General features: G+C 68.1%; 24 protein-coding genes (1 of these 24 cut by a window edge). 13 read left to right on the forward strand and 11 right to left on the reverse strand.

Going from position 1 to position 26,575, the window contains the following annotated elements:
* On the forward strand, positions 1-764 hold the 3' portion of the coding sequence (locus D3877_RS14405; RefSeq protein WP_119832453.1) for a M23 family metallopeptidase. Its footprint begins 586 nt before the window's first position; the window shows 764 of its 1,350 coding nt (coding positions 587-1,350); its start codon lies beyond the left edge, outside the window; the stop codon is at positions 762-764.
* Positions 765-795: 31 nt separating this feature from the next.
* Here D3877_RS14405 and D3877_RS29875 read toward each other — a convergent pair whose 3' ends face one another.
* The 7 genes from D3877_RS29875 to D3877_RS14435 form a co-directional block, all read right to left on the reverse strand.
* On the reverse strand, positions 796-969 hold the full coding sequence (locus D3877_RS29875; RefSeq protein WP_158599922.1) for a hypothetical protein: 174 nt from the start codon (positions 967-969) through the stop codon (positions 796-798).
* A gap of 81 nt (positions 970-1,050) precedes the next feature.
* Entirely contained in the window at positions 1,051-2,010 is a 960-nt protein-coding gene (locus D3877_RS14410; RefSeq protein ID WP_119831453.1) for a lipid II:glycine glycyltransferase FemX, read from the reverse strand.
* Positions 2,011-2,027: 17 nt separating this feature from the next.
* On the reverse strand, positions 2,028-2,888 hold the full coding sequence (motA, locus tag D3877_RS14415) for a flagellar motor stator protein MotA (RefSeq protein WP_119831454.1): 861 nt from the start codon (positions 2,886-2,888) through the stop codon (positions 2,028-2,030).
* A gap of 195 nt (positions 2,889-3,083) precedes the next feature.
* Positions 3,084-3,593 carry a MarR family winged helix-turn-helix transcriptional regulator gene (locus D3877_RS14420; protein WP_274379633.1) on the reverse strand — a complete coding sequence of 170 codons (510 nt, stop codon included), beginning with the start codon at positions 3,591-3,593 and terminating at the stop codon, positions 3,084-3,086.
* Positions 3,590-4,009, reverse strand: a complete 420-nt coding sequence (locus D3877_RS14425; protein WP_119831455.1) for an organic hydroperoxide resistance protein — start codon at positions 4,007-4,009, stop codon at positions 3,590-3,592. The genes D3877_RS14420 and D3877_RS14425 overlap by 4 nt, the downstream gene beginning before the upstream one ends.
* Positions 4,010-4,360: 351 nt before the next feature.
* Complete coding sequence (locus tag D3877_RS14430) at positions 4,361-6,184, reverse strand: phosphoenolpyruvate carboxykinase (GTP) (protein WP_119831456.1); 1,824 nt, start codon at positions 6,182-6,184, stop codon at positions 4,361-4,363.
* Positions 6,185-6,617: 433 nt separating this feature from the next.
* Positions 6,618-7,502, reverse strand: coding sequence for a HugZ family pyridoxamine 5'-phosphate oxidase (locus D3877_RS14435; protein WP_119831457.1), 885 nt, complete (start codon positions 7,500-7,502; stop codon positions 6,618-6,620).
* 187 nt (positions 7,503-7,689) lie between these two features.
* Here D3877_RS14435 and D3877_RS14440 point away from each other — a divergent pair, with 187 nt between their 5' ends.
* The 8 genes from D3877_RS14440 to ptsP all read left to right on the forward strand — a co-directional run bounded on the left by D3877_RS14440 (position 7,690) and on the right by ptsP (position 14,696).
* Positions 7,690-8,388, forward strand: a complete 699-nt coding sequence (locus D3877_RS14440) for a response regulator transcription factor (protein WP_119831458.1) — start codon at positions 7,690-7,692, stop codon at positions 8,386-8,388.
* On the forward strand, positions 8,360-10,099 hold the full coding sequence (locus tag D3877_RS14445; RefSeq protein ID WP_119831459.1) for a stimulus-sensing domain-containing protein: 1,740 nt from the start codon (positions 8,360-8,362) through the stop codon (positions 10,097-10,099). Before D3877_RS14440 ends, D3877_RS14445 begins: the two co-directional genes overlap by 29 nt.
* Before the next feature lie 240 nt (positions 10,100-10,339).
* Positions 10,340-10,591, forward strand: coding sequence for a hypothetical protein (locus D3877_RS14450; protein ID WP_238474889.1), 252 nt, complete (start codon positions 10,340-10,342; stop codon positions 10,589-10,591).
* 127 nt (positions 10,592-10,718) lie between these two features.
* The gene (locus tag D3877_RS14455; protein ID WP_119831460.1) at positions 10,719-11,177 is read left to right on the forward strand and encodes an HPr kinase/phosphorylase; all 459 of its coding nucleotides are present in this window, start codon (positions 10,719-10,721) and stop codon (positions 11,175-11,177) included.
* Entirely contained in the window at positions 11,174-12,094 is a 921-nt protein-coding gene (gene rapZ, locus D3877_RS14460) for an RNase adapter RapZ (RefSeq protein ID WP_119831461.1), read from the forward strand. The genes D3877_RS14455 and rapZ overlap by 4 nt, the downstream gene beginning before the upstream one ends.
* 110 nt (positions 12,095-12,204) lie before the next feature.
* Positions 12,205-12,603, forward strand: a complete 399-nt coding sequence (locus tag D3877_RS14465) for a PTS sugar transporter subunit IIA (protein ID WP_119831462.1) — start codon at positions 12,205-12,207, stop codon at positions 12,601-12,603.
* Between the two features lie 7 nt (positions 12,604-12,610).
* Positions 12,611-12,910 (forward strand): HPr family phosphocarrier protein, encoded by a 300-nt coding sequence (locus D3877_RS14470; RefSeq protein ID WP_119831463.1) that lies wholly within the window; start codon positions 12,611-12,613, stop codon positions 12,908-12,910.
* Positions 12,900-14,696 carry a phosphoenolpyruvate--protein phosphotransferase gene (ptsP, locus tag D3877_RS14475; protein ID WP_119831464.1) on the forward strand — a complete coding sequence of 599 codons (1,797 nt, stop codon included), beginning with the start codon at positions 12,900-12,902 and terminating at the stop codon, positions 14,694-14,696. The genes D3877_RS14470 and ptsP overlap by 11 nt, the downstream gene beginning before the upstream one ends.
* A gap of 150 nt (positions 14,697-14,846) precedes the next feature.
* Here ptsP and D3877_RS14480 read toward each other — a convergent pair whose 3' ends face one another.
* From D3877_RS14480 to D3877_RS14490, 3 genes are all read right to left on the reverse strand, one after another.
* On the reverse strand, positions 14,847-16,073 hold the full coding sequence (locus tag D3877_RS14480) for a polyhydroxyalkanoate depolymerase (protein ID WP_119831465.1): 1,227 nt from the start codon (positions 16,071-16,073) through the stop codon (positions 14,847-14,849).
* Positions 16,074-16,323: 250 nt separating this feature from the next.
* The gene (locus tag D3877_RS14485; RefSeq protein WP_119832455.1) at positions 16,324-17,136 is read right to left on the reverse strand and encodes an endonuclease/exonuclease/phosphatase family protein; all 813 of its coding nucleotides are present in this window, start codon (positions 17,134-17,136) and stop codon (positions 16,324-16,326) included.
* Positions 17,133-18,989 carry a phospholipase D-like domain-containing protein gene (locus D3877_RS14490; RefSeq protein ID WP_119831466.1) on the reverse strand — a complete coding sequence of 619 codons (1,857 nt, stop codon included), beginning with the start codon at positions 18,987-18,989 and terminating at the stop codon, positions 17,133-17,135. The genes D3877_RS14485 and D3877_RS14490 overlap by 4 nt, the downstream gene beginning before the upstream one ends.
* A 373-nt stretch (positions 18,990-19,362) precedes the next feature.
* Here D3877_RS14490 and D3877_RS14495 point away from each other — a divergent pair, with 373 nt between their 5' ends.
* The 4 genes from D3877_RS14495 (at position 19,363) to D3877_RS14510 (ending at position 24,720) form a co-directional block, all read left to right on the forward strand.
* Complete coding sequence (locus D3877_RS14495; protein WP_119831467.1) at positions 19,363-20,124, forward strand: ABC transporter permease subunit; 762 nt, start codon at positions 19,363-19,365, stop codon at positions 20,122-20,124.
* A complete protein-coding gene (locus tag D3877_RS14500) occupies positions 20,121-20,915 on the forward strand; it encodes an ABC transporter permease subunit (RefSeq protein ID WP_119831468.1) in 795 nt (264 codons plus the stop codon). The genes D3877_RS14495 and D3877_RS14500 overlap by 4 nt, the downstream gene beginning before the upstream one ends.
* On the forward strand, positions 20,912-22,588 hold the full coding sequence (locus D3877_RS14505; protein WP_119831469.1) for an ABC transporter ATP-binding protein: 1,677 nt from the start codon (positions 20,912-20,914) through the stop codon (positions 22,586-22,588). Before D3877_RS14500 ends, D3877_RS14505 begins: the two co-directional genes overlap by 4 nt.
* Positions 22,589-22,836: 248 nt before the next feature.
* The gene (locus tag D3877_RS14510) at positions 22,837-24,720 is read left to right on the forward strand and encodes a sensor histidine kinase (RefSeq protein WP_119831470.1); all 1,884 of its coding nucleotides are present in this window, start codon (positions 22,837-22,839) and stop codon (positions 24,718-24,720) included.
* A 141-nt stretch (positions 24,721-24,861) separates the two neighbouring features.
* Here the strand turns inward: D3877_RS14510 and D3877_RS14515 are convergent, their stop codons facing one another.
* Positions 24,862-26,559: a methyl-accepting chemotaxis protein gene (locus tag D3877_RS14515; protein ID WP_119831471.1), complete on the reverse strand. Its 1,698-nt coding sequence runs from the start codon at positions 26,557-26,559 to the stop codon at positions 24,862-24,864.
* Positions 26,560-26,575 lie beyond the last annotated feature (16 nt).

Consider the following 26,575-nt stretch of genomic DNA (forward strand, 5'->3'; position numbering starts at 1 on the left):
ATTTCCAGCGCGACCTGCAACCCGGCGACCGTTTTGAGATTCTGTATGAAAAGCTGGTCACGGTGGACGGCAACACGGTCGGTGACGGCGACGTGCTCTACGCGTCCCTGGTGTTGAGCGACGAGGAGATGCCGATCTACCGGCACAAGACCCGCGATGGCCGGATCGACTATTACAACCGCGACGGCGAGAGCATCCGCCGCGCCCTGCTGCGCACCCCCATCGACGGCGCCCGGATCACCTCAGGCTTTGGCATGCGCCAGCACCCGATCTTAGGCTTCAGCAAGATGCACCAGGGCGTCGATTTCGGCGCGCCGAAAGGAACGCCGATCTACGCCGCCGGTCGCGGGGTGATTGAGGAGGCCGGACCGCACGGCGCTTATGGCAATTACATCCGCATCCGCCACAACACCGACACATCCACCGCCTACGCCCATCTCAGCCGTTTCGCCAGCGACACAAGGCGCGGCGCGCGGGTCGATCAAGGCGACATCATCGGTTATGTCGGGGCGACCGGACGCGTCACCGGCGCCCATCTTCATTACGAGGTGTTGAAGGGCGGCCATCAGGTCAACCCGCGCTCGGTCGATCTGCCGACCGGGGAAAAGCTGGATGGCCGCGAACTGCAAGAGTTTGTGCAAACGGTGCGGTCGCTCGACAAGGCTTATGAGGAGACGCGGGGCGGCCTACAACTGGCGCGCAGCCCTGGCGGTCCGCATTCCGGGCTGTCCAGCGACAAGAGCTGCAAGACGACAAGCTGCTGATGGGGAGCGGCTGTCGGCGCAGCGGCCCCGATCAATCCTGGTGCATCATCCGGCGCAGCGCGCCGACGAATTGTTTGCAGTTGGCCTCGTCGTCCAGCATGCGTTGCAGCTTTTCGCGCATCAGCATGGCCTTTGGTTTTTGGTTCATCGCGCGTTCGATGGCGAGTTCGGCCTCGCCCTCTTTCATCGCTTCATTGTCCGACATGGCGCACGCCCTGATTCTTCCTGAACGGATGCTCAGGCCCCATCCTGCGCCAAGCGGCGCGCCGCCGCAATCACCACGCGTTCAGCGGTATTGACCGACGGTTTCCACCGCTTGGCCGCCGGTTCCGAGCTTGAACTCGGTCACGCCCGGCGCGCTGTCCGGGTTGACGCCACCCAGATCCAAACGGCGGACGCCGCGTTCCTTCAGCGCCAGAATGGCCCGCCACAGCACAAAACGCATCGCGCCGCTCTTGCGGCCAGCCTCGTTCGCCCAACTGATCTGGCTGGTGGCCGCCGCCCCATGGCGGAAGAACAAACCGCTGGCCACCGGCGACCGCTTGTCCATCGCCGTCACCATCAACGCGCCGGACTCGGCCCCTCCCGCTTTCACCAGAGCGTTGCGCAGCCGCACCGCCAAGGCGCCGGTCATCGGACGGAATCCCTTGCCCAGCGCTTGGTCATGCTCCTGCTTCATCAGCCACGGGAGGTTGTCGGCCTGCCAATCCGCGTCGATCACCAGGGCGCTTTTCTCGGCCCCCCGCAGACGCTGTCGCCAATCCCGCGCCAGACCGGCGCGCAACGCCTCCTCGCTCATCCCAAGATCGAGCCACACCGTCTGATAGCCCGGACCATGGCGATGAAAGCCGCAGCGCTTCAGCAGGTCTTCGTTCTCCGGCGAGACGGAAAGCTCAGGCAAGACGCTGGCGCGGCTGAGCAGAGAGCGCGGGCAAGCCTTGCGCAACAGGCGGAAAGTGGCTTCCAGCGTTTCCGAATCCGGCTCGATCCCGTCGAGCCAGAGGGGGCCACGATGGAACTGCCGGTCGTGGAAGATCTTCAACAGGCGCCGTTCGAGGATCTGCGCCAGCCCGATGGGAACGCCGTCGCGGCGGATCACCCCCAAGAGGGGCAAATAGCCGTAAGTCCGCCCCATGGCCCGGCCATAGGCGAAGCTTTGCAGCAGGGTCGAATAGGAGGCGCGGGCGAACAGGGAATCCCACTCGCCGACCGTCCCCTCGTTCCAGGCGATGGAGATCTCCGCCATGACGCTGGATCGTTCAATCAGGCGGGCGGCAAGGCGCCGGTCGCCTCTTCCACCTGGGCGAAGGTTGGTCGGTATTCGGGTTCCAGCACGTTTCGGGCGTATTCCACGGAAATCGCCGGAGCGTAGCCGGAGAGATGGGCGATCATCCCGGTTTTCATCGCCTGATAATATTTGCCTTCGGCGTGGTAGATGCTCTTCAGGCCGCTGGCCATCGGGGCGAAAAAGCCATAGGCCACGAGAATGCCGGTGAAGGTGCCGACCAGCGCGCCGCCGATCAGCTTCCCCAGCACTTCCGGTGGTTCGGAAATCGATCCCATGGTGTGAATCACGCCCAGCACCGCCGCGACGATGCCCAGCGCCGGCACCGCGTCGGCCACGGCCTGGATGGCGTCGGACACGCGTTGATGTTCGTGGTGCATGGTTTCGATGTCCTCGTCCATCAGATCGACGAGTTCATGCGGATTGTCAGCCCCCAACGACATCAGCCGCAAATAGGTGCACAGAAACGCGATGGCGTGATGGTCGCTGTAGAATTTTGGGAATTGCTGAAAGAGTGGGGAATCTTCCGGTTTTTCAATGTGCTGTTCCAGCGCCAACAACCCCTTGGTCTTGGCGATCTTGAAGACCTGATACATCATCGTCAGGGCTTCGAGATAATCCTCTTTCTTATATTTTGGCCCTTTGAAGAGATGGCCGATTTCTTTTCCGGTGTGCGATATGACGGATTTTGGGTTTGCGATGAAAAAGGCGCCCGCCGCCGCTCCCAGAATAATCATGAACTCGAACGGCATCCACAGCACGCCCATGTGGCCGCCGCCCATGACATAGCCGCCGAACACGCAGAAGATCACGACGCCGAAACCGATCATCACAAACATGGGGTCTCTTTCCTCCTGAAATCCGGCGCCATCGCCTGCCGACGCCCAGCGTCAACCTGCGCCAATCTTATGGCGGCCTTGTGGCGGGAGACTCCATGCTCGGCCCGAAAATCCCCCAAACGGCCTACCGCTTTCGCAGAAGGCCCGTTTGATCCTAAACGCGCCGGAACCTCCTGTCACGACAGGACTGGCCAATCAGGGTTTGTCGGGGGGCAGCAGCGCTTTGATCCGGTCGCGCAACGGTCCAACCTCGTCCAGCGGCACGGCGAAGTGACAGGCCAGCGTGCGCGGAATCGACAGGGCCGATTGGCGCAGAGCCGTTCCCGCCTCGGTCAAGGCCACGATCACACGGCGTTCGTCCGCCGGGTCGCGGCGGCGCTGGACCAGACCATTCGCCTCCATCCGCTTCAGCAGCGGCGTCAGGGTGCCGGAATCGAGATCCAAGGCATCCCCCAATTCGCCGACCGTGCGGGGAGCGCGCTCCCACAGCACCAGCATCGCCAGATATTGCGGGTAGGTCAGGCCAAGCTTGTCCAGCAAGGGCCGGTACAGCCGGGTGATTCGGTTGCTGGCGGAATAAAGGGCAAAGCAAAGCTGGCGGTCGAGCCGCAACAGCTCGCCGCCAGCCGCGTCATCCGCGTCGGTCACGGTGGGGAGCGGCGCCGCCGCCCCCCGGTCCTGCATTTGGTCCTGCTCGTCGATCATGCCGCCTGTACGGTGAGAGCCACGTCGATGTTGCCGCGCACGGCGTTGGAATAGGGGCAGACGCGGTGCGCGGTGGCAACCAATTCTTCCGCCGCCGCCTGGTCCAGCCCTGACACGGTGACGGCCAGCGCCACGCCCAGATAGAAGCCGCCCTCGGCGTTCTGGAACAGGCTGACGCTGGAGGCGACCGAGGCGTCGGTCACGGGCAGCTTTTGCGTGCGGGCGACGTGACGCACCGCGCTTTCAAAGCAAGCGGCGTAGCCCGAGGCGAAAAGCTGTTCCGGGTTGGTGGCGTCGCCCTTGCCGCCCAGGCTCTTGGGCATGGCGAGCTTGAGGCTGAGCAGACCGTCGTCGGTCTGGACATGGCCATCGCGGCCACCGGCGGTGCGGGCGTGGGCGGTGTAGAGAGCGGTCATTGGGGTGATCCTTATGTGTGGGAGTGTGGGGTGGTTCGTGCTGGGGCTATTGATAGCGTCATATTTAATTGTGTGCAATATAATTGAGCGTCATTGAGGTGCGCGGCGGGAGGATGGCAGGGATGCGCGGGGATCGGGGGGTGGCGTGGTGTCGGCTTGCGATGCCCCCACCCCGACCCTCCCCCGCTGACGCGGGAGAGGGGGCCTGTCACAAAGGCCGCGCCGATTCCCTCCACCTCGAAGAGGGGGAGGGTTAGGGAGGGGGCATCGCAAGCCGACGCCGCGCCACAACGAAAAAGGGGCCGCCTCACGGCAGCCCCCTTCTCAACCCTTACCGCTTGAACCGGCGGATCAGCCGATGCGCCAGACGTCCGGGCTGCTTTCCAGACGCTTCAGCACGGCGACGCGCTGCTGTTCAATCTCGTTCGGCAGACGGTCGCCGAAGCGGTTGAACAGCTCTTCCTGGTCCTTGGCTTCCGCCTCGGCTTCCTTGCGGTCGATGTCCATGATCTTGCGGAACTTGTCTTCCGCGAAATCCAGGCCGCTCCAGTTCAGATCGGCGTAGCGCGGCGAATAGCCGAACGGCGACTCGGCGACGTCCGTGGCCCGACCGCGCGCGCGATCAACGATCCATTTCAGGACGCGCATGTTGTCGCCGAAGCCCGGCCACACGAACTTGCCGTTCTCGTCCTTGCGGAACCAGTTGACGCGGTAGATGCGCGGCAGGCTTTCAACCTTGCCTTCCATCGACAGCCAATGGTTCCAGTAATCGGCCATGTTGTAGCCGCAGAAGGGCAGCATGGCGAACGGGTCGCGGCGGATGGCGGCCTGGCCGACGGCGGCGGCGGTGGCTTCCGACCCCATGGTCGCCGCCCAATAGACGCCTTCGCGCCAGTTGTACGACTCGAACACCAGCGGGAAGGTCTTCGACAGGCGGCCACCGAAGATGAAGGCGCTGATCGGAACGCCGGCGGGATCCTCCCACGCCGGATCGATCGACGGGCATTGCGCCGCCGGGGCGGTGAAGCGCGAGTTGGCGTGCGCGGCCACGCGGCCACAGCCCGGCGTCCAATCCTTGCCCTGCCAGTCGATCAAATGATCGGGCGGGGTGTCGGTCAGCCCTTCCCACCAGATGTCGCCGTCGTCGGTCAACGCGACGTTGGTGAAGATGACGTTGTGGTCGAGTGTCTTCAGGGCGTTCGGGTTCGACTTCACGCTGGTGCCCGGCGCGACGCCGAAGAAGCCAGCCTCCGGGTTGATGGCGCGCAGCGTGCCGTCGGGCTGCGGCTTGATCCAGGCGATGTCGTCGCCGATGGTGCGGACCTTCCAGCCCTCGAACTCCTTGGGCGGAACCAGCATGGCGAAGTTGGTCTTGCCGCAGGCCGACGGGAAGGCGGCGCCGACATAGGTCTTCTCGCCGGTCGGGCTTTCAACGCCCAGGATCAGCATATGCTCGGCCAGCCAACCCTGCTCACGGCCCATCGACGAGGCGATGCGCAGGGCGAAGCACTTCTTGCCAAGCAGCGCGTTCCCGCCATAGCCCGAACCATAGGAGACGATGGAATGCTCTTCGGGGAAATGGACGATGTATTTGTGATCGGCGTTGCACGGCCACGCCACATCGGCCTGACCGGGTTCCAGCGGCGCGCCGACCGAATGCAGGCAGGGCACGAAATCGCTGTCGCCCAGCACGTCCAGCACCTTCTGGCCCATGCGGGTCATGATGCGCATGTTGACGGCGACATAGGGGCTGTCGGAGAGCTGCACGCCGATGTGAGCGATGTCGGACCCCAGCGGACCCATGCTGAACGGCACCACATACAGGGTGCGACCGCGCATGCAGCCGTCAAACATGCCGTCCAGCTTGGCCTTCATCGCGGCCGGGTCCATCCAATTGTTGGTCGGACCGGCTTCCTCCTTGGTCTTGGAGCAGATGTAGGTGCTGTCTTCGACGCGCGCGACGTCGCCCGGATCGGAGCGGCAGAGGAAGGAGTTCTGGCGCTTGGCCTCATTCAGGCGAATGAAGGTCCCGGCCTCGACCATTTCATTGCACAGGCGGTCATATTCCTCCTGCGACCCGTCGCACCAGTGAACCCGCTCCGGCTTGCATTTCAGGGCGATTTCCTCGACCCAAGCCAGGAGCTTCTTGTTCCGCGTCCGCGTGTTTCCAGTCATCGTCGTTCTCATCCGTTGCGCGCCGGTCTCGGTCCATGCCCGCCATCCGTCAACCCGCCTGTTGCGTGCGGCGACGGGTCGCGCCACGCGCTGATTGCGCGTGACGGTGCGGCGGCGGCCGATCCGGCTTTGATCGTTGTGTCCTGTGTGAAAAAGCGGCGTCAGCCGCCGGTTCAGCGGCCCGGCGCGGCGGCGAACCGGAGGAAGCCGAAGCCCCCCGCGATTCCCGCTGGGCCGGAGCCGAGACAAAACGGTGCAAAGGGCGGTCCGAGGGCGAAAGGCCCGGACGGAAAACGGGTCGATCCGTTATGGTCCACTGAAGTGATCTCCTGGTTGCGCTGGTCATGCGCCGCGTTGTTTTTTTTGGTGCGGCGTCTGCTGGTGTCGAACTGGTTTCCGGCTGTGCTTTCTTGTTGTTGGGCGCGGCGCGCCTTCAGACGATCGTTGCGTCGGAAGGCCCGGCGCCGGATCGTCCCGGATCAACCGAAACGACGGGGCCATCGGATGCTGGGCCATCGGATTGGGAGCCGCCTTGGCGGACCCATAGCGGAAGACCAGCCAAAGCCAGTCTAACCGATTCGGAATCATTTACGCTCTGATTGAAATCAATCCGCGCCACCGCCCCGCCGCGACGCAGGTCGCAGCCGTCAGGATCGATTCCGGTCACGGTCCAGGGGCCGCCCGCGCTCGCCCCTTCGGACGCGGCGGCCAGCGCGCCGTTGACCTCGTCGAGAAGCCCGGCTTCGTCCTGCGCCAGCGCGGCGGCCAGCGCGGCAGGATGCTCCGGCAAACCCAACTCGTGGGCGGTCAGCCAATGGATGCGCCCGAACCCGGCGACCAGATGGGCGCGGTCAATGGCGACGCGGTACAGCGCGAAATCGGCGAAGTCGGCGTAAAGGGCGGCGTCGGGGTGGCGGCGCAGGAAGCGCGCGCGATGGCGCGGTTCGTCGGAACGGGCGACGCGACCCAGAACCGACAGGCGGGCGCCGGTCAAGGGTTGGTCAAGCCCGACCGTGCCGTCGAACAGCAGGCCGATCCGAGGGTCGGCGGCCAGATTGCGGGTGTGTTCGGCAAGGGTGGACATCAGCAGCAACGGGCTGCCGTCCAGATCGAAGGCGACAAGGACCAGCGACGGATAAGGCCATCCGGCGGACGGGTCGCCGTCGTCCGCGCCGCGCCGCGCTGTGGCCAGAGTCGCGCGGTCGCAGGCGCGCATCAGGCGGCGCGCCGGATCGGCGTGTGGCTTGGCCGCCCCCATGGGCGACGCGCCGTCCGTCCCGCCTGGGGAGGACGCGCCAAGGGCTTGCGTGAAACTCATGCCAAAAAACGAGTGCGCTCTCCCGCGCGGCGCCGTTGTTCAGCGCCGCATTGCCGCCATATTGGACCAGAAAAATACCCTGGGAAAAGCGAAAACTGCCTTAAGAGGCTCCTGTCTGTCATAATCTGCCGGAATGGCTCCTTCCTTTTTCCGGCGCCCGCCACCCTAGAGAGACTGACCAACGACCATGGCCCACACCGTCGCCTTGGTGGATGACGACCGCAACATCCTGACCTCCGTCTCCATCGCGCTCGAAGCCGAAGGGTTCGAGGTGCGGACCTACACCGACGGGGCCGAGGCCCTGCGCGGCCTGACCCAGCGTTTGCCCGATCTGGCTGTGCTGGACATCAAGATGCCCCGCATGGACGGGATGGAGCTGCTGCGCAACCTGCGCCAGACCTCGCAGATCCCCGTCATCTTCCTGACCAGCAAGGACGACGAGCTGGACGAGCTGATGGGCCTGCGCATGGGCGCCGACGACTACATCAAGAAGCCCTTCTCGCAGCGCCTGCTGGTCGAACGCATCCGCGCCCTGCTGCGGCGCGAGGCGCTGCGCGGCGACAGCGCCGCCGTCGCCGATCCGGGCCAGATCATCACGCGCGGGCCGCTGCTGCTCGACGGGGCGCGGCACGCCTGCTTCTGGAACGACCAGCCCATCGACCTGACCGTGACCGAATTCCTGCTGGTCAAGGCCTTGGCCCAGCGGCCCGGCCATGTGAAGAACCGCGACCAGTTGATGGACGCCGCCTATGGCGAGCATGTCTATGTCGATGACCGCACCATCGACAGCCACATCAAACGGCTTCGCAAGAAGTTCAAGGCGATTGACGCCGATTTCTCGCAGATCGAGACCCTCTATGGCGTCGGCTATCGTTACAAGGAATAGCGCCTCCCCCTCGGCGGCTTCGACCGAGGGCCGCCCCCACCGGCGGCGGCGGATCTCGCCGCTGACGCTGCGCATATTGGCGGTCAACGTCCTGGCGCTGGCGCTGCTGGTGGTTGGCCTGCTCTATCTGGGCCGCTACCAGGACCGGCTGATCCAGGCGGAGATGGAGGCGCTGGCGACGGAGGCCCGCATCTTCGCCTCCGCCCTGGGCGAAGGCGCTGTGAACCGCATCCTGACGCCGCCCGCCCCGGCTGGCGAAAGCGTCGGCGAGGATGTCGGGCGCGAACGCTTCGAGCTGGAACCCGAACTGGCCCGCCCGATGATCCGCCGTCTGGCCGAGGCGACCGCCACCCGCACCCGCCTGTACGACATTGATGGGCGCATGCTGTCCGACAGCCGGGTGCTGACCGGATCGCAGGGGCGGATCGAAATCCGCGAGCTGCCCTCCCCGCCCGCCGGAGACGCGCTCTCGCAGGCGATCAACAGCTTGTACAATCGTCTGATTGACGTGGTTCCCAGCCGCGAGGGATTGCCGGTCCACCGCGAGGAACGGGGCAAGCCCTCCTCCGACGTCGAGCGCGCCCTGACCGGCGAAACCGGGGCGACCGTCTGGCGCGTGGAGTCGGCGACGGGCGATCCCGAACTGCTGCTGACCGTCGCCGTCCCGGTCCAGCGTTACCGCGAGGTCCTGGGGGCGGTGCTGCTGACGCGCGGCGGCGGCGAGATCGACCGGGCCATCCGTTCGGTGCGCTTCGACATTCTGAAGGTGTTCGCCGTGGCCCTGCTGGTGACGGTGGCGCTGTCCGTCTATCTGGCTGGAACCATCGCCCAGCCCATCCGCAAACTGGCGCAAGCCGCCGACCGGCTGCGCACCGGCCATGGCCGCCACACCGAGATTCCCGACTTCACCCACCGGGGCGACGAAATCGGCGAGCTGTCGGGCGTGCTGCGCGACATGACCGCCGCGCTGTGGGCGCGGATGGACGCCATCGAACGCTTCGCCGCCGACGTGGCGCACGAAATCAAGAATCCGCTGACCTCCCTGCGCAGCGCGGTGGAAACCGTGGTCCGCATCGAGGATCCGGGCCGTCGCGCCCGGCTGCTGGCGGTCATCGCCGACGACGTGCAGCGGCTCGACCGGCTCATCAGCGACATCTCCAACGCCTCGCGCCTGGACGCCGAACTGTCGCGGGCGGAGCTGGAGCCGGTGGACATCGGCGCGATGCTGGCGATGCTGGCCGACCTTCAGCGCAGCGTGGAGGAGACGGACGGGGAGAAGACGCCGGAGGACGCGGCCGACCGCGCCCCGCCGCGTCTGGTCATCGACGCCCCCCCAGACGAACGGCTGATCGTGCCGGGTCTGGAAGGACGGCTGACCCAAGTGTTCCAGAACCTGATCGCCAACGCCCTGTCCTTTTCGCCCCCCGGCGGCGAAGTGCGGGTCCGCGCCCGACGGGTCGGGCGGGCGATCGAGGTGGTCGTGTCCGACCATGGCCCCGGCATCCCGGAGGGCAAAGAGCAAGCGATCTTCGAGCGCTTCTACACCGAGCGCCCGGCAGGCGAGAAGTTCGGCACCCACTCCGGTCTTGGTCTCTCCATATCACAACAGATAATCAGTGCCCACAATGGTTCGATACACGCACAGAATAGACGTGTAGCCGATGGTCGCATTGACGGCGCTGACTTTCGCGTCACGCTGCCGTTGCTGTGAATTTTTGCGGAAAAGTTGTAGGCCCTCGCGCTATGCTGTGGACAAAGCCCGAGTATAGGTCAATTCTGTTGACGGTCATTCTTCGTGCACGCTCGTTTCTCGCTTTCGCTTGCGCGCGCCTGACCGTGGCAACTGTGTGAGGTTTCCATGTCCGGATCCGCTCAAGTCATTGATATTCGCCGATATCGCCTCGCAAAGCTCATCAGCGACGCCGGTCGTCAGCAAGGTGAGCTGGCCCGCATGATGCGCGATTCCGCGCAGGAACGGACCCAACTGGCCGAGGCGCTGAACGGCGCGCAAAAGCATCTGGCGCGGATCGCCGACAGCTACAAAGTCCTGCTGGTCCGGTTGAAGCGTGAAAAGGATTTCCGCGACGCCTGCCAGGAGGCCGCCGAACTGGAGGATCTCGACGAAATGATCCGCCGACGCGACGCGCTGGTTCGTGAGTTGGAATCCATCCGCCGCGCCCCCCGCGAATCCACCGGAACCTGACCCGGACGCTGACCCCGGACGCGTTGACCGGCGATCCCGGATCGGATCGCGCGGTCTGCCCTTCGCCCCCCTCCCCACATTCGAGTCCATTGACAGACGACGCGGCACGTCTCACCTTCGATGGATCATGGTGACGATGCACGGCACCTGCGTTCTGATCTCCACCATCGGCGTTTTGCTGAGAGGGGATTCGGGAAGCGGGAAATCCGATCTGGCTTTGCGACTGATCGACGAAGGCGCACGGCTGGTCGCCGACGACCAAGTTTCGGTGCGTGTGGAGGGGGATCGCTTGATCGCCGCCCCACCGCCGTCGTTGGCTGGATATCTGGAGGTGCGGGGCGTTGGAATCATGCCGGTTCCGTCCGTCGCCTCGGCTGAAATCGGCCTGATCGTCGATCTGGTCCCACGCGACCGGATCGAGCGTCTGCCCGATGTGGAACATGAGACGATCCTGAGCGTTGCCCTGCCCCATCTGAACCTGCACCCCTTCGACGCCTCGGCCACGGCCAAGCTGCGTCTTGCCGTCGTCGCCGCGCGCGACGGCGCTCTTGGGAGCGTTCCCGCCAGCATGGCCGCTTTTCCATGACCATGGCGCCCTCCCCCCCTGCCCCCGCCGCCGAACCGCCCGGTCGGGTCGTCCTGGTGACGGGCCTGTCTGGGGCCGGCATGTCGGTGGCGTTGAAGGCGCTGGAGGATCTGGGGTACGAGGCGGTGGACAATCTGCGCCTGTCGCTGGTTCCCGCCCTGCTGCGACAGGCCGACCCCCGCCGCCGCCCGCTGGCCCTGGTGATCGACAGCCGCACCCGCGATTTTTCGGCGCAAGCCTTCCTGGACGAGTTGGAGGATCTGCGCGCCCGCGACGATCTCGACGTCCGGATGGTCTTTCTGGATTGCGGCGACGAGGTGCTGCAACGCCGCTTCACCGAAACCCGCCGTCGTCACCCGCTGGCGGAGGACCGGACGGTGCCGGACGGCATCGCGCGCGAACGCACCCTGCTGTTTCCGCTGAAGGAGCAGGCCGACGTCACCATCGACACAACGCAACTGTCCATTCACGATTTGCGGCGCATGCTGTCGGGGCATTTTCAACGCGACGCGCAGGCGGCCCTTCAGGTGTTCGTGACGTCCTTCTCGTTCCGGCTGGGTTTGCCGCGCGAAGCCGATCTGGTGTTCGACGTGCGGTTCCTGACCAACCCCCATTACGACCCGGCCTTGCGCGCCTTGACCGGGCTTGATCCCGCCGTCGCGGCGCGGGTGGCGGGCGACGCCGATTTCCCGGCCTTTTTCGCCAATCTCACCGGCCTGCTCCGCCCGCTCCTGCCCCGCTTCACCCAGGAGGGCAAAAGCTATTTGACCATCGCCGTCGGCTGCACCGGCGGAAAGCACCGCTCGGTGTTCGTCGCCGAACAATTGGCGGCGTGGCTGACGGAACTGGGCATCAGGGTCAATCTCAGCCACCGCGACCTGAATCGTCAGAACGCCCGGCCCAACGGAACCGGGTGATGCAATTTGCACCTTGACGACCCAGAGCCAACGAACGATCCAGATGATCGAACGATCCACACAAGCGACACAAAATTTCCTGGGGAGGATCCAACCTTGAAGGATGTCCCATGATCGGTATGGTTCTTGTCACTCATGGGCGGCTCGCCGAAGAGTTCATCGCCGCCCTGTTCCATGTGGTCGGCGAACAGGATCAGGTGCGCGCCGTGTGCATCGGTCCCGAAGACGACATGGAGCAGCGGCGCCAGGACATCCTGAACTCGGTCGCCGAGGTGGATGACGGGTCCGGCGTGGTGGTTCTGACCGACATGTTCGGCGGCACCCCGTCCAACCTCGCCATTTCCATCATGGACAAGGCCAAGGTCGAGGTGATCGCCGGCATGAATCTGCCGATGCTCATCAAGCTCGCCAGCGTGCGCAAGACCGAAACGCTGGACAAGTCGGTGATCTCCGCCCGCGACGCCGGGCAGAAATACATCAACGTCGCCTCCTCCCTGCTGTCGGACTGACCCCTGCATGAGCCATTCGGACGACGCCCTGGCCCCTGGCGAGCTTCGCCGCGCCGCCACCATCACCAACCAGCGCGGCCTGCACGCCCGCGCCTCGGCCAAATTCGTCAAGCTGGTCGCCACCTTCGACGCCGAAATCATGGTGCGCCGGGGCGAATCGATGGTCTCGGGCGAGTCGATCATGGGGCTGATGATGCTGGCCGCCGGTCCCGGCACCTGCGTGGAACTGCGCGCGCAAGGCCCGCAGGCCGACGACGCGATGACCGCTTTGCTGGACCTGATCAACCGCAAATTCGATGAAGAGTGATTCCAAGCACGACGGATCGGGAGGCCACGCCGCCACCGGCCCCAACCGTTGCCTGCGTGGTCTGGGCGTGTCGCCCGGCGTCGCCATCGGTCCCGCCCATGTGGTGGAAAGCGGTTCCGTCACCATCCCCGAATACACGCTGGCCCCCGACGCGGTGGACGGCGAGGTCGCGCGCTTCAACGAGGCCGCCGCCAAGGCGCGGCGCCAGATCAAGAAGCTGAAAAGCAAGGCGCTGGTCCTGCCCGACTCGGCGTCGGAGGAGATCGGCTTCCTGCTCGACGCCCATCTGTCGATGGTGACGAACTCCCGCCTGACCCGTGGGGTGGAGCGTCGGATCAAGCAGGACCACATCAACGCCGAGGCGGCGATCCAGGCGGAAATCGCCAGCATCGCCCAGACCTTCGCCGAGATGGACGACGCCTATCTCGCCGCCCGCATCGGCGACATCCGCGAGGTTGGGCGGCGGCTGACCCGCAATCTGCTCAAGCACGAATACCGCGCCTTCTCCACCCTGCCGCCCGGCAGCATCATTCTGGCCGAAGAGCTGACGCCCGCCGACACCGCCCTGCTCGACCCCAAGGCGGTCGGCGGCTTCGCCACCGTGCTGGGCGGGGCGGAGGGCCACACGGCGATTCTGGCCCGCTCGCTGGGGCTGCCCGCCGTGCTGGGGGCCGCCGGGCTGCTGGCCGGGGTGCGCAACGGCGTGACCGTCATCATCGACGGCGTTCAGGGCCGCGTCGTCATCGACCCGGCGCCCGAGGTGCTGGACGAGTACCGCAACCGCCGCGCCGCCCGCGAGCGCGAGCGCGAGCAGTTGAAAAGCCTGCGCAAGCTGCCCGCCGTGACCCGCGACGGCATGGCCATCACGCTGATGGCCAATCTGGAAATGCCGCGCGACCTGGAACACGCGCTGGAGAACGGCGCGCAGGGCATCGGCCTGCTGCGCACCGAATTCCTGTTCATGAACCGCGATCAACTCCCCGACGAGGAGGAGCAATACACCGTGCTCCGCGCGATGGTGGAGGGGATGGGCGGGCGCACCGTCACCGCCCGCACCATGGACGTCGGCGGGGAAAAGCTGGCGGGCTGGATGGCCGGGCGCTATGGCGAACCCGCCAACCCGGCCTTGGGCCTGCGCGCCATCCGCCTCAGCCTGCGCGAGCCGAAGCTGTTGGAAACCCAGCTTGCGGCGATGCTGCGGGCGGGCGCGCACGGGCCGTTGCGCATCCTGCTGCCGATGATCTCATCGGTGTCGGAGGTGCAGCGGGTGCGCGACATCATGGGGCAGGTCGCCCGCCGCCTGCGCCGCCGGGGGGTGGCCATCGCCGATCCCCTGCCGCCGGTCGGCGTGATGATCGAGGTGCCGGGCGCGGCGCTCGCCGCCGACGCGCTGGCCTACGCCGCCGATTTCTTTTCCATCGGCACCAACGATCTGACGCAATACACGTTGGCCATCGACCGCGCCGACGAACAGGTGGCGACGCTGTACGACCCGCTGCACCCGGCGGTGCTGCGCCTGATCCAATTCACCATCGAAGCGGCGCTGCGCTCGCGCATTCCGGTGTCGGTGTGCGGCGAAATCGCCGGGGATCCGCGCTACACCGCCCTGTTGCTGGGGTTGGGCGTGCGGGAGTTGTCGATGTCGCCGCCGTCGGTTCCGGCGGTGAAGAAGCGCATCCGGGGCCTGGATTTGATGGAAGCCAGCCGCCGCGCCCGCGTCATCATGGACCAGAGCGACACCGGACGCATCGCCACCCTGCTGGATGATTTCAACAGCATGGCGTGAGGGGGCTGCGTTCGCCCCCTCCCTAACCCTCCCCCGCTCACGCGGGAGAGGGGACTGCCGCTCTCTTCCCCTCCACCGCCAAGGGCGGGGGAGGGAGGGACCTGCGAAGCGGGAGGGTGGGGGCCGTCGAAGCCGACGCCCCCGCCCCACTCACTCCCCGTCGTGGCTTTGGATGAAGCTGCGGATTTCCGGCAGGATGCTTTCGCGCCAGCGGCGGCCGTTGAAGATGCCGTAATGGCCGACACCCTTCTGGAAATGCGTCTTGCGCATGCTGTCCGGCAGGGACGAGCAGAGACGCTGCGCCGCGATGGTCTGGCCGGGGGCGGAAATGTCGTCCAGCTCGCCTTCCACCGTCATGACCGCCGTCTTGGTGATCGCCGCCGGGTCGATCTTGCGCCCACGCGACACCCAGGTGCCGTTCGGCAGGGCGTGCTTCTGGAACACCGTCTCGATGGTTTGCAGGTAAAATTCCGCCGGCAGATCCATCACCGACAGATATTCGTCGTAGAAACGCCGATGCTGTTCGGCGGAATCGCCGTCGCCGCGCACCAGATGGCGGAACAGGCCGATGTGCTCGCCAATGTGGCGATCAAGATTCATCGACATGAAGCCCGACAGCTGGATGAAGCCGGGATACACGCGGCGGAAGGCGCCCGGATAATAGACCGGCACCGTGGTGATGACGCTGCGCTCGAACCATTTCAGCGGGCGTTCGACCGCCAGCTTGACCGGAGTCGTCGGGTTGGCCATCGGGTCGATCGGGCCGCCCATCAGCGTCATGCTGCGGGCCTGCACCGGCTCGTTCGCCGCCGCCATCAGCGACACCGCCGCCATCACCGGAACGGCGGGCTGGCAGACGGCGACGATGTGGGTGCGTTCGCCCAGAAAGCGGACCAGCCCGGCGACGGTCTCGATGTAATCGTCCAGATCGAAGCGGCCCTTGGCGCCCGGCACCAGACGGGCGTCGATCCAGTCGGTGATGAAGACGTCGTGATCCTGGATCAGCGCCTCGACCGTGCCGCGCAGCAGGGTGGCGTGGTGGCCCGACATCGGGGCGACCAGCAAGACGCGCGGCTGCCGGGGCGTGCCTTCGGGCTTGGCGAAATTCAGCAGATTGCAGAAGGGCGTCGCCGTCACGATCCGTTCGGTGATCGCCACCGTCTGGCCCTGGACCGTCGTTTCCTTCAAACCAAAGCTCGGCTTGGCGAAGCGCCGGGTCGTCCGCTCCATCAGCTCGGCGCCAGCGGCGACCGTGCGGCCCAGCTTGGTGTAGGACAACGGCACCAGCGGATTCTGAAAGGTCTGTTGAGCGGCTTCGGCCCAGAAACGCATCGGCCGCATGGCCGCGTGTTGCATGTCGTACAGGTGGTACAGCAAATCCCGTCCTCGCGTCGTGCTAATCCCGGCGACCTTGGCCCTCTGGGCGTCCGGCTGATGGGGTGGCGTATTGATCGTATGACCAACTGTATCTTGCAGTGCGGTGTTCGTATAGGTCAATAGCCCCTATGATGCGCGCAAGGCTCTGTTGTGCAAAGAACATTGCGAGGCGCCATTTTGCTGTCCTGCACAAGACCTAGGGGCCAGCCCCTATCACCATAGGTCTAAATGACCAAACCATACGGATCGGTCAGGTCAAAGCCAGGGTGGCGCGCACCGGCAGATGGTCCGACGCCCGCCGGGTCAGCGCGGTGCGGACGCTTTCAAAAGCGGGAATTTGCAAGCCTTCGGACACGTAAATCCGATCCAGCCGCAGGGTGGGCAGGCGGGCGTGAAAGCTGCGCGGGTCGGCGACGTCGGCGAAGAACTCCCCCAGCGTCCGCAGCCGGGGCGAGGTCGGCGTCCATTCGTTCAGATCGCCCATGAACAGGGTCGGCAGGTCCGGCTGCGCCGCCACCCGCGACAGAATGACGCTGATTTGCTCGGCCCGCTCCCACGGGTCCAAGCCCAGATGGGCGACGATCACCCGCACCGGACGCCCCTGCGCCTCCACCACCGCGTCGATGGCCCCGCGCGGCTCCCGCCGCCCGATGGACAGATCGACGCCGGTGAAGGAGCGCACCGGCAGCCGGGTCAGCAGGGCGTTGCCGTAATGGGCGCGGTCGTTGTGCTTGGTCGGCGCGGCGTATGCGGTCAGGCCGGTGGCGCGCTCCAGATAGTCGAACTGGTCCAGCCCCGGTTCGCCACGATGGTGCCAGCCGATTTCCTGCAAGCCGATCAGATCGACGTCGAGGTCGCGGATCACCTGGGCGACGCGGTCGGGGGCGAAACGGGCGTCCAACCCGACGCAACTGTGGATGTTCCAGGTCGCCACCGAAAAGCCGACCAGCCCATCGGGAACCGGGTTGAAGCGCCCTTCGGGACGGCGGCCCGGACGGCGCGCGCCAGCGGCGCGCAGGGCGGAGGCGATGCGCTCGACACGCTCACGGCTGAATCGGATCACGGCAGGTCGCTTCCCTTCGTCGTCTTCGTCGCGGCGGCCCGCGCCGCCCAGCGCGCCAGCCACCCGACAATCAGCAGCAGCGCGGCCAGCGCCAGACCATACTCGGCCAGCATACGACCCAACCAGCCTTCAACCATGGTGACGGCGCGCAGAAACCGCGCCAGCCCGACCATGGTCGCGACGCTGTCCTCGTCCCACCCCTCGGCGGCGGTGGGGGCCAGCGCCAGCAGCAAGGTCAAAAACCCCAGCCCCAAAATCAGCCAGCGGTGACGGCGGGGAATGCGCGAGGGCAACACCCGGCGCAGAATGTCCACCGCGTCCACCGGACGTTCGGGGTCGAACACCCGCGCCTCGGCCACCGCCAGGGTCAGCCCGTCCAACTCCGGTTCGACCAGCGGCTCCAGCCGCCGCCCGTCGGGACGGCGCAGCGCCTCGATGGCGGCGATCAGCGAGCCGCGACGGCGGAACTCCCCGGCGACAATATCCGGCGTAACGCCCAGATGCTCGGCGACCAGATCGTCGCGGCTGTGGGCGATGGCCCGGCGCAGAGCGGCGTCCGCCGGATCGTCGGGCCGCGCCTCCAGCGCCAGATCGCATTCGGTGTCCAAGCCCATGGAGCGGTTGTTCAGATTGGCCGAACCGACGCGCAACAGCCGGTCATCGACCACCATCACCTTGGCGTGGACGGTGATGGCGGTTCCGTCGTCGGCGCGCGGGCAATAGAGGGCGAAGCGGCCATGACGGTCCGCCGCGCGCAACGCCTGGGCGATGGTGGCCCGCGCGCCCAGCATCACCGTGTTTTCCAGCCAACTGGTGGAGCGCGCCGGGTTGACCACCACCACCTCCGGCCCGTCGTCCTCCCCCAGCCGCGCCGCCAGCGCGTCGGCCACGGCGGTTGAGGCGAGATATTGGCTTTCCAGATAGATCACCCGGCGGGCCTGGGCGATGGCGGCGAGGAACAGCGCCTCGACCTCCCGCACCTCCGCCCGTCCGTTGCAGGCGGGGTCGGTGCGGCTGAGGCCGACGCGGGCGCCCGTCACCAGCGGGGCCAGACCGGGCGGCCAAGGGTCGGCGGGCGTCCGCCGCAGCAGAAAGCGCCGGTAGGCGAAGCGGCGCGGCGGCGGCAACGGCGCGGCGGGGGGCGTCAGTTCCTCCCCCGTGGCGCGGAGCCAGCGCGCGCGGAACAGATCGCCCAAGGCGCGGGCGGCGTCGCCGTCCACCGCCATCATCACGTCGTGGAACGGCTCATAAGGCGCGCCGTCGGGCTGGCGGCGCAACCGCTCCTGCCCCCGGTGGGCGCGGGTGTCCCAACGGTTGGCGGTCAGATCCAGCCCGCCGCAAAAGGCCAGGGAATCGTCGATCACCAGCAGCTTTTGATGATGGCAGGCCCCGGTCGGGTGGTCGCCGTCCAGCCGGTATTGCAGACGCGGGTGAGTCAGCCAGTTGCGCAACAGAAAGGGATGGGTCCAACGCGCCAGATCGAACAGTTCGGCGTAATCCCATTTCAACACATGGATGCGCAGATCCGGGCGGCTGGTCGCCAACCAGTTCAGCAGATGGCCCAGCCGGTCGGGGCGGTGGGCGCGGCGGCTCTGCGGCGTCAGCCGGATGCGCGCGTCGAAATCCCAGGCCGACAGATACACGCTGCGCCGCGCCCGGCGCAGCGCCGCCTTGGCGTGGAGGAAATACGCCTCGGCGTCGACGATCACCGACAGGCGGTTCGTCCGCTCGATCCGCCAGCAGGTGCGCCCCGGCTCCAGAATCGCCGCCGTCTCCAACGACGACGGCGCGATCCCGGACAGCCCGGCGGCGTCGGGAGGCGGGGCGAGCGAGGAAGGTGGGTCAACGGTCATCCGGGCGGGTCCAGGGCGGCGAGGAACGACATCCTGCCTCATGTGGGGACGCGCGCTCCATCCTGCCGCAGGGCGAGCGGGGAAAATTGCGCGCGCCCGCGTCGCGCCCGCGCCAATTTCGTTGCCCCGCCGGGGTGGGCGCGCTTACGGTTCGGCCTTGAGCAGAGTTGCGCCGGTTTGGCGACGCTTTGCCCCCTCCCTAGCCCTCCCCCGCTTGCCAGCGGGAGAGGGAACTCCGCCGAACGCCGACAAGGCTCCAGGCTCCCTCTCCCGCCACCGGCGGGGGAGGGTCGGGGAGGGGGCAAACAAGGCCGAACCTCCACATCTTTGCCCCGTCCCACCCCCGCCTTTTCCGAAGATCGCCCCGCCCCCGATGCCGCGCACCGTCGCCTCCCGCCTGATCGACACGCTGCCCGCCACCCTTCTGCCCATCGCCGCCGGGACCGCCCTGGCTTCGGCGCTGGCCTGGGCGACGGGCCTGGACGCGCTGGGCGCGGCGCGTGCGCTGTTGGCGGCGCTGGGCCTCTCCTTCCTGCTGATCGCCCCCGCGCTGTTCCTGGGCGCCGCGCTGGGCGCGCTGGCCGGGGCCTGGGCTGGGCTGGCCCCGCAAACGGGAAGCGGTCTGGCGGGCCGCGCCCTGATCGCCGCCGGGCCGCTGCTGCCCGGCTTTCTGTTGGCCGCCTGCGCCGCCTTGGCGGTGCGCGCCGGGGCCGCCGCCGCGCCGCTCGCCTGGGCGGCGCTGGCCCTGCCCGCCGCCTGCCAAGCCGCCCGCCTCGCCCGCCCGGCGATGACGGAGGCGCTGACCAGCGACGCCCTGCGCATGGCCGAAGGCTTCGGGCTGGACGACCGCGCGGTGTTGCGCCACCACGCCCTGCCCGCCGCGCTGGCCCCGGTGCTGGGCGGCTTCGCCAACGCCACGCTGGCGGCGCTGGCCGGAGCGGTGGCGCTGGAAAGCCTGCTCGACCTGCCGGGATTGGGCGCCCGGCTGATCGACGCCGCCCGCGCCGGATCGACCTCCGGCGCCCTGCCCGCCCTGATCGCGCTCGGCGGCTTGACCGGGCTGCTGACCGCGCTGGGAACCGCCCTTGGCGCGTGGCTCCAGCCGCTCGCCGGTTCCGGCGGGAGGGGCCGATGAACCCGCGATCCGACCATCACACGCGCCGCCATGGCCGGGGCGCCGCCGGGCTGGCCCTGCTGGCGGCGCTGGCTCTGGCCTGCACCGTCGCGCCGCTGCTGAGCGACGGCGCCGCCCCGCTGCGCGCCGACAGCGATCCGGTTCTGACCGCGCTGACCGACGGGCGCGGCAGCCTGTCCTTCGCCCTGTTGAGCGGGTTGTTGGGCGCGGGGCTGGGGCTGGGTTGGGCCGTGCTGGCCACCGCGCTGGGGGAACGGACGGAACGCCGCCTGATGGCCGCCGCCGCCCGGTTGGCGGGGCTGCCGCTGGCGCTGCTGGCCCCGCTGGGGGCCGGGTTGATGGGCGGCGGCTTGCCGCTTCTCGCCCTGCTGGTGGCGGTCAGCGCCGCGCCGCTGGTCGCCGGGCTGGCCCATGGCGAGTTGCGCGACCTGCTGCGCCGGGAGTTTCTGATCGCCGCCCGCGCCGCCGGGCTGTCGCAGGGGGCGATCCTGCGCCATCACCTGATTCCCAACGCCGTCCGCCCGCTGCTGGCCGCCGGGGCCGTCGCCCTGCCGCGCGCGCTGGCGGTGGAAAGCTTCGCCAGCCTGCTCGGCCTTGGCCTGCCGTCGCCGGTGGGAAGCTGGGGGGCGACGATCGGCTTGGCCGCGCGGCTGGGCGACGGGCTGGCCTTGATCCCGGCGGCGCTGCTGCTGTCCCTGTCCCTGTGGGCGCTTCACGCCGTGGCGGACGAAGCGCTCAGCCTCGCCGCCGAAGGGCCGCACGGCGGCGCGGCCACGGACGCCCGCGCATGACCACCATCGCCCCCGCCCTCGCCGACCCGCCGACGACCAACCCGCCCGTCGCCGCCGATGGGCTGACCCTGCTGGCGGGCGACCGCGTGCTGATCGACCGCGCCGACTTGCGGCTGGAGGCGGGCGCGGTGCTCGCCCTGACCGGCGGGGCCGGAGCGGGCAAAACCCTGCTGCTGCGCGCCCTGGCCGGGCTGCCGCTGCCCGGCGTGGCGCAGGCCGGACAGGCCCATGTGGATGGTCGCCGCCTGCTGATCGCGCAGGGCGGACGGATGGCTCCGCAACGCCCGCTGGCCTTGCAGGCGGCGGACGTCATCGGCCATCATCTGGGGCTGGACACCAGCGCCGCGCTGCGCCGCATGGCCGACGCGCTCGACCGCATGGGGGTTCCCGCCGCCGCCCGGCGCTTCGACCTGCCGCCCGACCGCCTGCCCGACTCGCTGCGGTGGGCGGCGCTGTTCGCCTTGGCCATCGCCGTCGGCCCGGCGGTTCTGCTGACCGACGCGCCCGCCGCCGGGCTGGATCCCACCGTGCGCCTGCGCCTTCTGCACCGGCTGGCCGATTGGGCGCGCGAGAGCGCCGTCGCGCTGATTGTCGCCGGGCGGCCCGAAGACGGGCTGGACGGCCCCGCCGACCAGCGTTTGGCCCTGCATGGCGGGCGGCTGCTGCCCACCCCCGCCGACCCGACCCCGCTGCCCGCCCCCAACCCAGCGCGCGGGCGGGCGGGAACCGAGGTGATGACCGCGCGCAGCGTCACCGTGTCCTTTCCGCTGGGCGTCAGCCCGACGGGGGAGGAACGGCGCCTGACCGTGGTCCATCCGTTGGATCTCGATCTGGCCGACGGCGAAACCCTGGTCCTGCTGGGCGAAACCGGCAGCGGCAAGGCGATGCTGGCCCGCGCCCTGCTGCACCTGCCGCCGCCCACCAAGGGCCATGTCGCCTGGATGGGCCGCGATCTGGCCAAGGCCGACGCCGCCGGGATGCGGCGGATTCGCCGTGACCTGCAACCGCTGTTTCCCGACCCGGCGGCGGCGCTCGATCCGGCGATGACCGTTGGCGGCCAACTGGCGACGGTTCTGGAATCCCTGCGGCCCGAGATCCCCGCCGACCGCCGCGCCCATCGGGTCGCCGACGCCCTGCGGGCGGTGGGTTTGTCCGCCGACACGGCGACGCGCTGGCCCGCGACCCTGAATCCGCCCGAAGCCGCGCGGGTCGGGCTGGCCCGCGCCCTGATTCCGGAGCCGCGCGCGCTGGTCTGCGACGAGCCTCTCGCCACCCTGTCGGCGGAGGAGCGCGCCGATTTCTGGGACGATCTGCTGACCGCGCGGGACCGGCGGCGGCTGCCCGTCATCCTGACGACGGAGCGGGTGGAAGAGGGCTTGCGCCACGCCGACCGCGCCCTGGTTCTGTTGATGGGCCGGGTGGTTGAAAGCGGCGACGCCGACGCCCTGCTCCACCACGCCCGCCACCCCTACACCCAGGCGATGCTGAGCGCGGCGCGCGGCGAGGCCCCGGCCTTGGACGGCGACGCGCCATCGGCCTTGCGCCCGCCCGACGGCTGCGCGCTGCGCCTGCGCTGCCCCAAGGCGCGAAGCTTTTGCGCCCAGGCCGTCCCGGCTTTGGAACAGGTCGCACCCGGCCATCAGGTCGCCTGCCATTACTGGGACACGCCCTAAACAAGCGGCGGACGTCGCTCCACGCTTTGCCCCCTCCCTAACCCTCCCCCGCTTGTCAGCGGGAGAGGGAACTCCGCCGCGCGCCGACAAGGCTCCAAGCCCCCTCTCCCGCAGCGCGGGGGAGGGTTGGGGAGGGGGCAAACGGCGCCGAACTCGCGCAACGCTGCTGAAGCGCAACACCATCGCATGGCTGTTTTCCCGGCGGCGACGTAGTAGACTGCGCTGACCGCTGGATTGATGGGACGCCGATGGCCTTTCCCCAGATCGAAGACTCCGGGTGTTTGGGTCTCGACCTTTTGGCCGGGCTTGCGGTTCCTTTGTGGCTGGCGCAGCCGGATGGCTTGGTCGTTTGGTTGAACGACTCGGCGCGCGGCTTGCTCGATCTGCCGGACGCCGCCGACGAGTCCGCGATCCGCCTGCGCGCCGACGCCAAGGCCAGCGCCGCTTTGACCTCCTGCCTGACCAACGGACGGGCGACCAACGCCACCATCGCCTTCCAAACCTGCTCGACGGCGCCGCTCTTGGATCTCGACGTCCGCGTCACCCGCGCGCCCGCCAGCCGGTTCGGCACGGCGACGCCGCTGCTGTTGATCGAGGCGACCGCCGACCACGTCGCCCGGCAGGAACTGGCGCGGCTGACCGAGCAGCTTGTGGCGCTGTCTTACGCCTACCCCGATGTGCGGTTCGAGCTGCGGCGCGACGGCTCCATCCTGGATTTCGCCACGGCCAGCCCGGCGGAGTTGAACATTCCGGCGGAGCGCTTTCTCAACGGTCGGGTGCAGGATGTTCTGCCCGACCCGGCGGGCGCCCTGGTGGCTGACGCGTTGGAGCGCCTGTCCGCTGGCGAAACCGTCGTCGGCGTCGAATTCACCCTGCCCGCCCCCTCCCCCCGCCAGAATGACGCCACCTTTGAGGCCCGGTTGGTCGCTTTGATGGATGGCGACCGGGTGCTGTGCAGCGTCCGCAACGTCAGCGAACGGGTCCGCGCCGAACGGGACGCCCGGCAGTCGCACGCCCGACTGCTCGACGCCATCGACAGCGTGCCCGACGGTTTCGTCCTTTACGACGCGCAAGACCGGCTGGTTTTGTGCAACCAGCGTTACCGCGCCCTGTTCGCCACGCACCCGGACCTGCTCGCCCCCGGCACCCCGTTTGAGACAGTCCTGCGCGAAACCGCCCGTCGCGGCGTCTACCGGATGCCGCCCGAGGCGCTGGAATCCTGGATCGCCCAGCGCCTCGCCCTGCACCGCGACGGCGGCCCGCCGGTCGAGGTGGAGTTGCAGGATGGCCGCTGGCTGCGCATTGAGGAACGGCGGACCAGCGACGGCGGCGCCGTCGGCGTGCGCACCGACATCACCGACCTGAAAAACCGCGCCCTGGAGTTGGCCACCGCCCGCGACGAGGCGCAGCGGGCCAACCGCCACAAATCCGATTACGTCCATCATTTGAGCCACGAGCTGCGCACCCCGCTGACCGCCGTGATGGGATTCGCCGAGATCCTGCGGGACGAGGTGATGGGACCGCTGGACAACCCGCGTTACCGCGACGCGGCGGCGCAGATCGCCACCGCTGGCGAGTATATGTTGGAGCTTATCAACAACCTGCTCGACCTCGCCCGGATCGAAGCGGGCAAGATGGAGCTTTATGAGGAGCCGTGCAATTTGCCGCTCATCATCGACGCCACCACCGCAATGCTGGGCGCGCGGGCGCAAGGGGCCGGGCTGGCGCTGAACAGCAGCGTGGCCGATGACCTGCCCTGCCTGTACGGCGACCCGACGCTGATCCGCCAGATGCTGACCAATCTGGTCGGCAACGCGGTGAAATTCACCCCGCCCGGCGGACAAATCGGGGTGGCCGCCCATCTGAACGACGGGGGAAGCCTGAGCCTGTCGGTCAGCGACACCGGGCGCGGCATGGCGCCGGAGCAAATCCCCCTGGCGCTGACCGCCTTTTCGCAGGCGCATGACCGGATGACAACGACCGAGCACGGCTCCGGCCTTGGCCTGCCGCTGACCTGCGCCCTGCTGGCCCTGCACAACGGGCGGCTGGACATCGACAGCGCGCCGGGCCGGGGAACGACCGTGCGCTTGACCTTCCCCGCCGAACGGGTTGGGGTGGAAGAGCGGGTCTGACTCCCCCTAAGCAGGTTTCTCCAGATCGGGCCACACATGGCCCGGCCTGGAGAAACCTGCGGACTCAATGTTTTGCAGGTTTTCCGAGCCTGCCCATGTGTGGGCAGAGTTCGGAAAACCTGCTTAGACGACGACGCGGCTTTATCCCGCCCGCAGCGCCGACAAAAAGCCGTCGACCTCGGCCCGCATGCGGGCGGTGTCGCCCGACACGGTTTCAACCGTGCCGACCATCACCGACGAGGCCTGTTCGGAGGACGCGGCGGCGGCGGTGACGGCGGCGATGTTCCCCGACACGTCGCGGGCGCCGTCGGCGGCGTCGTGGATGTTGGCGGCGATCTCGCCGACGGCGGCGGTTTGCTGCTCCACCGCCGCCGCGACGGCTCCGGCGATCTCGTTCAGCTTGGCGATGGTGCGGGTGACGGCGTCGATGCTGTCCACCGCCGTGCCGGACGCCGTTTGAATCTCGGCGATGCGCGCCTGGATCTCGGCGGTCGCCTTGGCGGTCTGCCCGGCCAGAATCTTCACCTCCGACGCGACCACGGCAAAGCCCTTGCCCGCCTCGCCCGCCCGCGCCGCTTCGATGGTGGCGTTCAGCGCCAACAGATTGGTTTGCCCGGCGATGCCGGAAATCAGATCGACCACCTTGCCGATCTCCGCCGCCGCGTTGGCCAGACTGCCCATCACCACGGTCCCGCGTTCGGCGTCGCGCGTCGCCGTGGCGGCGATGCCCGCCGAATCGCCGACCAACCGGGCGATCTCAGCGAAGGACGCCGACAGCTCCGCCGTCGCCGCCGCCACGCTGTCCACATTGGCGGACGCCCGGCCCGACGCCGCCGACACCGCGTCGGCGTGGGCGGCGGTGTCCGCCGCGCTGGTCGCCATGCCGCTGGCCGCCGTCGCCAAGCTGGCGGTGGAGTCGGCCAGCGCCTCGACCAGCCGCTTCACCGTCGCCTCGAAGCCCTGGGCCAGTCTTTGCAGCTCGCGGCGGCGCTCTTCGGCGGCGGCGGCCTTCAAGCGCTCCTGTTCGGCCTGGAGCCGTTCGGCCTCCAACATGTTGTCCTTGAACACCCGCGCGGCGGCGGCCATCCGGCCAATCTCGTCCCGCCGTCCATCGTCAAAGGACGCCGAGAAATCGCGCGCGGCCAACCGTTCCAGCGCCGACGCCACCGCCAGGATGGGCCGCGACACGCTGCGGACCAGCGCCCAGCCAAAGGCCAGCGACAGCAGCGTGCAGAGCGCCACCACGCCCATCACCTGGGAATGCGCCGCTGTGTAGACCTCGCCCCCCCGGTCGGCGACCGTTCCGGCTTCCTGGATCGCGCCGTCCACCAGAGCGGTCAGGGTTTCCTGAACGCGGGCGAAGGCGACCGCGCTGGGGCGTTTGAAGACGCTGGCGGCGGATTGGCTTTGGTTGTCGCGGACCAGACTGCGCACCCGGTCGGCGGCGGACGCGTAGTTTTTCCACGCCTCGTCAAAGGCGGTCAGCCGCTCCGCCGTGTCGCCGCTGGAAAACAGCGGCCCGGCGGCGGCGCGCAGGCGGGCGACGTTCGCCTCGGCGGCCTTCAGGTTGGTTTCCACCTGATCGATCTGCATGGCGTTGGTGGAGAGCGCGTAAGCCGCCTCGGCGATGCGGTAGCCCTGCGCCGCCGCCGTCAATTGCCCGGCCAACTGGGTGCTGGGCAGCGAGCGGCCCCGCATGGTTTCCGCCGCGCTGTTTAGAATATCAAGTCGATCCAGCGTAAACAGACCAAAACCACCGGCCATCACCACGGTCCCGAGAACCGCGACTATGATTTTCGCGCGAATGGTGAATCGTGAAAATGCCTGCATTTTAGCCATTCTCAAGACTCCTCCG

Origin of the sequence: Azospirillum cavernae, from assembly GCF_003590795.1 — a bacterium.
GTDB lineage: Bacteria > Pseudomonadota > Alphaproteobacteria > Azospirillales > Azospirillaceae > Azospirillum > Azospirillum cavernae.